Below are 3,515 nucleotides of genomic sequence, written 5' to 3'. Positions count from 1 at the left end.
CTTGTAGACGGTCTCCGCGCTCACGCCACTCGTGGCCGCGAAGGCCAGGGCGGCGAGCGCGTACACCGTGCAGCGCATGCTCAGAAGTCCGCGACGTGGTCTTCGGACGCGAAACCGAGGGTCATGGCACCTTCGCCAACGTTGACCATGCCGGTGATGCTCATCGGGCTCTCCAGGATCTCGACGCCGGCATCGCCGCAGACGCGGGTGAGGGCGTGGTAACCCGTCAACGCGCGCATCTCCTCGAGGTCGCCGCCGTAGCTCAGCGATAGCGAGGGCACGAGGAGGCCGGCCTGGACGCGCTTGGACGCATAGTCGAACAGCACCTGGGCGCCGTGGTCGAAGCCGCGCACCTTGCCGACCGGGCCGGTCTCGCCGCGATGGGCGCGCAGGATCGGCTTGATGTCCAGGGCGGTGCCCAGCATGGAACTCATGAAGCTGACGCTACGGTCGCCCTTGCTGCGGGCTCGGGAACGAAGGTAGTTGAGATCGCGCGGCAGCATGTAGCCGTAGGAGCAGTCGGCGATGTGCGCCACCCGTTCGCGTACCTCGGCCGGCGACTTGCCGGACTGGATCATGCGCACGGCTTCGGCCACCACCGGGCCGGAGCCGGCGAAGATGTTGCGCGTATCGACTACTCGCATCAGGAACGGTCCGGTGATCCCCGCCGCCTCGCGGATAGGGCGGTAGTTCTTCAGGATGGCGAAACTGGCCTTGATCACGTTGTCGTGGATCGGACTGCGCGTGGCCATGATGGTCAGGCAAACGACGCAGTCGTAATCCTTGACCAGGCGGTCGAGGAACAGGTTCTGCACGTCCTCGACCGAACTGGGCTCGGTTTCGCCCGAGTGGCTCTTGCTGCCGAGCTTCTGGTCGCGGAAACGCTGGATCTCGACCGGGTCACGGTCGTCCTTGAACTTCTGGCCGTCGACCTTCACGGTAATCGGCATCACGGCGATGCCGTTGCGTTCCAGGAAATCCTGCGGCACGTCACAGGCCGCATCAATCGCTACACCGATTCGCATCGGGTACTACCCCCGTCGAAGGCCTTTGGCCCAGCGGCACCCGAAACGCCCGCTGCGTTCCATCTCGCCCCGCTTGGGCCGGATGCTACACTTGCCCGAATGAATTTGGCACTCCGCCGGCGTGGCGTCGCCGGTAACCGCGCCGTCGGTCCGTGAAGGCAGCCCTCCGCCTCCGCCGGCGCTTGCGCAACCGGGCTCCCCATGAAAACCAAGAACGAGATCGTCTCCAACTGGCTGCCCCGCTATACGGGCACCCCCCTGGAGGCCTTCGGCCAGCACATCCTGCTGACCAACTTCGGCCATTACGTCGAACGCTTCGCCCTCGACCATGGCGTGGAAGTGCGGGGCCGCGACCGTCCCATGCCTAACGCCACGGCCGACGGCATCACCCTGATCAACTTCGGCATGGGTAGCCCCAACGCTGCCACGGTGATGGATCTGCTCAGTGTCATCGCGCCGGAGGCCGTCCTCTTCCTCGGCAAGTGCGGCGGCCTGAAGAGAAAAAACTCAATCGGCGACCTGATCCTGCCCATCGCAGCGATCCGCGGTGAGGGCACCTCGAACGACTACCTGCTTCCCGAGGTGCCGGCCCTCCCGGCCTTCCAGCTCCAGCGTGCCGTGTCGACGATGATTCGCGACCTTGGCCATGACTACTGGACAGGCACGGTCTACACGACCAATCGCCGGGTCTGGGAACACGACGAAGCCTTCAAGGACTACCTGCGTCGCACGCGCAGCATGGCCATCGACATGGAAACGGCGACGATCTTCGCCGCGGGCTTCGCCAACCACATTCCCTGCGGCGCCCTGCTCCTGGTCTCCGACCAGCCCATGATTCCCGAGGGCGTGAAAACTGAAAGCAGTGATGCGGTCGTCACCGCCAACTATGTCGAGCGGCATATCAAGGTAGGCATCGAGGCACTGAAGCTAGTGCGGCGCCATGGCCGGAGCGTGAAGCACCTACGGTTCGAAGACGATTCCGCCGACTGAGAAAGTAGGGTAACTCGCGCATTCTGTAGGAGCCGCTTCAGCGGCGATGGGTGCTGGCCTCGTCTCATCAGACAAGGAAGTAAATGAAACCACGTGATCTCATTCTAGGCATCGTCGTCACCCTCATCTGGGGCAGTAACTTCTCGGTGATCGAGGTCGGCTTGCGTGACCTCGATCCTTTTCTGCTCACCGGGTTACGGTTCGCCTTCACGGCATTCCCGCTGATCCTGTTCCTGCCGCGGCCGCGCGATGTGCCGTTGATGTCGCTGGTGGCATACGGCCTGCTCTTTGGCGTCGGGCTGTGGTGGGTAGTGAACCTCGCGATGTCGAAGGGTATGTCCCCTGGACTGTCATCGCTGGTGCTGCAGTTCAGCGCGTTCTTCACCGTGATCCTGAGCGCCGTGGTACTGCGTGAACGGATGCGTGCGCCGCAGCTGGTGGGCATGCTCGTTGCCGCCGCCGGATTGCTGGTGGTCATACATGCCACGAGCGGAACGTCGACGACGCTAGGTGTCGTGCTCGTGTTGCTCGCGGCCGTCAGCTGGAGCGTCTGCAATCTCATCGTGAAACGGCACAAGCCGAAAGACATGATGGCCTTCGTGGCATGGTCGAGTGTGTTCTCGGCGCCCGTATTGTTCGTGCTGACCTACGTGAGCGAGGGGGCGGCGCCGTTCGTCGCGCTGTCGCATGGCGTGTCATGGGCAGCGATCGGTTCGGTGCTTTTCCAGGCGTATGTCACCACGGTGTTCGGCTATATGGTCTGGAATAACCTGATGAAGAAGTATCCCGCGGCGAGTGTCGCGCCGCTGTCGCTGATCGTGCCGGTATCGGGCATCGTCACTTCTTATCTCGCCTTCGATGAGCACTTCGCAACGGGTGTGTGGATCGGGGCGGCGGTGATGCTGACGGGCGTAGCGATCTTCGTCTGCGCTCCTTACCTCCGCAAGCAACATCGAACCGCAACCCCTCTGTAGGATCCGATTCATCGGCGAACCCGCGGCGGCGGGCCATGTTCCCGCAAGCGCCCATCGCCGCTGAAGCGGCTCCCACATGACGCAAAAAAAAGGCCGCTCCATCTAGAGCGGCCAATATCCGGGGAAATGCTTTGCTGTTGTTGTTATGCGATATAGCTAAGCGTTTTCGTTACAGCGTGAAGTCGTAGCGGGCTCCGAGGCGGATGGTGCGCGGGTCGGAGAACGAACGGGCACGCTTGTACTGCGGATCCGGCGTGCCGCTGTCGGTCTCGCCGTACTCGTAGTACTGGGTAACGCGCTGCTTACCCAATGCGTTGAATGCGTCGGCCGAAAGCGTGAGCTTGTGGTCGGCGAAGGCCGGCTTCCAGGCGACGCTCAGGTCCACGTTGTACGTCCACGGTGTGCGGCCGAAGCTGCCGCGCGGGGCAGGCTGGCCATTGCAGTAGAAGTAAGCGGCGCCGTACTGGTACGGATCGCCACCGACGGAGTCCGGGCGGGTACCGATGCAGCTGACCGGGTAGCCCGA

At 63.3% G+C, this 3,515-nt stretch carries 3 protein-coding genes and 1 pseudogene; 2 read left to right on the top strand and 2 right to left on the bottom strand.

Annotated elements, in window-relative coordinates; genetic code table 11:
- Positions 1-80: 80 nt before the first annotated feature.
- Positions 81-1,025 (bottom strand): DegV family protein, encoded by a 945-nt coding sequence (locus AC1DT2_RS18340; protein WP_063573849.1) that lies wholly within the window; start codon positions 1,023-1,025, stop codon positions 81-83.
- Between the two features lie 201 nt (positions 1,026-1,226).
- On the opposite strand from AC1DT2_RS18340, the gene AC1DT2_RS18335 reads away from it, so the two are divergent.
- Positions 1,227-2,015 carry an AMP nucleosidase gene (locus tag AC1DT2_RS18335; protein ID WP_213948841.1) on the top strand — a complete coding sequence of 263 codons (789 nt, stop codon included), beginning with the start codon at positions 1,227-1,229 and terminating at the stop codon, positions 2,013-2,015.
- Positions 2,016-2,098: 83 nt separating this feature from the next.
- Positions 2,099-2,989, top strand: coding sequence for an EamA family transporter (locus tag AC1DT2_RS18330; protein ID WP_477297913.1), 891 nt, complete (start codon positions 2,099-2,101; stop codon positions 2,987-2,989).
- 169 nt (positions 2,990-3,158) lie between these two features.
- Here the strand turns inward: AC1DT2_RS18330 and AC1DT2_RS18325 are convergent.
- Positions 3,159-3,515 (bottom strand): annotated as a pseudogene (locus AC1DT2_RS18325) (Oar protein); the annotation flags it as partial.

This window comes from Luteibacter sp. P4_E6 (genome assembly GCF_056401535.1).
Note: the sequence above shows the minus strand (reverse complement) of the source record. Positions and strands in the feature narration are given on the sequence as shown.

Excerpts from the sequence above, each read along its gene's own strand:
- AC1DT2_RS18340 (WP_063573849.1), bottom strand. The coding sequence starts at position 1,025 with ATGCGAATCGGTGTAGCGATTGATGCGGCCTGTGACGTGCCGCAGGAT.
- AC1DT2_RS18335 (WP_213948841.1), top strand. The coding sequence starts at position 1,227 with ATGAAAACCAAGAACGAGATCGTCTCCAACTGGCTGCCCCGCTATACG.
- AC1DT2_RS18330 (WP_477297913.1), top strand. The coding sequence starts at position 2,099 with ATGAAACCACGTGATCTCATTCTAGGCATCGTCGTCACCCTCATCTGG.